This window comes from Arsenicibacter rosenii, assembly GCF_001870735.1.
GTDB classification, from domain to species: domain Bacteria; phylum Bacteroidota; class Bacteroidia; order Cytophagales; family Spirosomataceae; genus Arsenicibacter; species Arsenicibacter rosenii.
Genome location: NZ_MORL01000192.1, coordinates 1 through 881, shown reverse-complemented (window position 1 = coordinate 881; position 881 = coordinate 1). Strand labels below are relative to the sequence as shown.

General features: G+C 56.1%; 2 protein-coding genes and 1 pseudogene. All 3 read left to right on the top strand.

The features are described 5' to 3' along the window. The coding region (locus tag BLX24_RS33140) for a hypothetical protein (protein WP_177225992.1) at nt 1-258 on the top strand (258 nt) is incomplete at its 5' end. A 19-nt stretch (nt 259-277) separates the two neighbouring features. After that, complete coding sequence (locus tag BLX24_RS30760; protein WP_071506935.1) at nt 278-574, top strand: hypothetical protein; 297 nt, start codon at nt 278-280, stop codon at nt 572-574. A gap of 2 nt (nt 575-576) precedes the next feature. Continuing rightward, nucleotides 577-881 (top strand): annotated as a pseudogene (locus BLX24_RS30755) (hypothetical protein); the annotation flags it as partial.

Sequence of the window (881 nt, the reverse complement as noted above, 5' to 3'; positions counted from 1 at the left end):
CTTCACTTCCGGACCATACTGCTGGGCCAGCGGGAATCCGAGCTGAACCGGGTCACCGGTGAAAAAGACAAATTCGCTGGTCTGCTGATCAGTTGCCGCACCGAAGCCGCGGGGCTGGCCACGTCGCTGCTGGAAACGAAGGCTGAACTCGGCCGTCAGCGACGGAAACGGCGGTGGAATCAGGTGCAGAAGTGGGCACTGATCGGCCTGAGCAGCTGGCTGGGTTACCGGCAACTCCGTCCTTTTTTGCCTCCGTAAGTGCAGACAATTTCGGAGCATGGAAAAAACGATTACCCGGCGGGCCATGTTCGCCGAAATCCATCAGGATACCCGCGAGGAAGGCAAATCCCACGTGTTCAGCATCCGCTATATCAAAAAGGATGGCACGACGGGCGAAAAGATGCGGGTACGGAAATCCACGAAGCGGCTGCCCGGCGAAAGCGGTTATCGGGGCAACGTGAATCAGAACCACGTGCTGCTGATGGAAAATCTGGATAACGGCAATCAGCCTTTCGAGGTGCTGATTGACCTGATTACTCACTACAACGGAATGCGCGTCATTCACAACTACTAAGCATGGAATACCTAAGCGAAAACGCATTTCTGCTCTCGGGAAAGGATGCCGCCATCGTTGTGCAGCTCACCGACCGGCGGGATGAAACCTTCGGTACCCGTCCCTATTCGGGATCACTGGGGGAACATGTCAGCTGGGGAGCCGGTGACAACCAGCCTAACCTGATGAGTGCGCTGATTGCCAAAAACAATCAGGTGCGGCCACTGCTGGAGGCGCAGCGGGATATGATCTACGGCTCAGGGGGCGGCTTTTTCAAAAAAGAGATTGTCGACGGTAAAATCGTGCTGACTCCCTACACCGATACCCG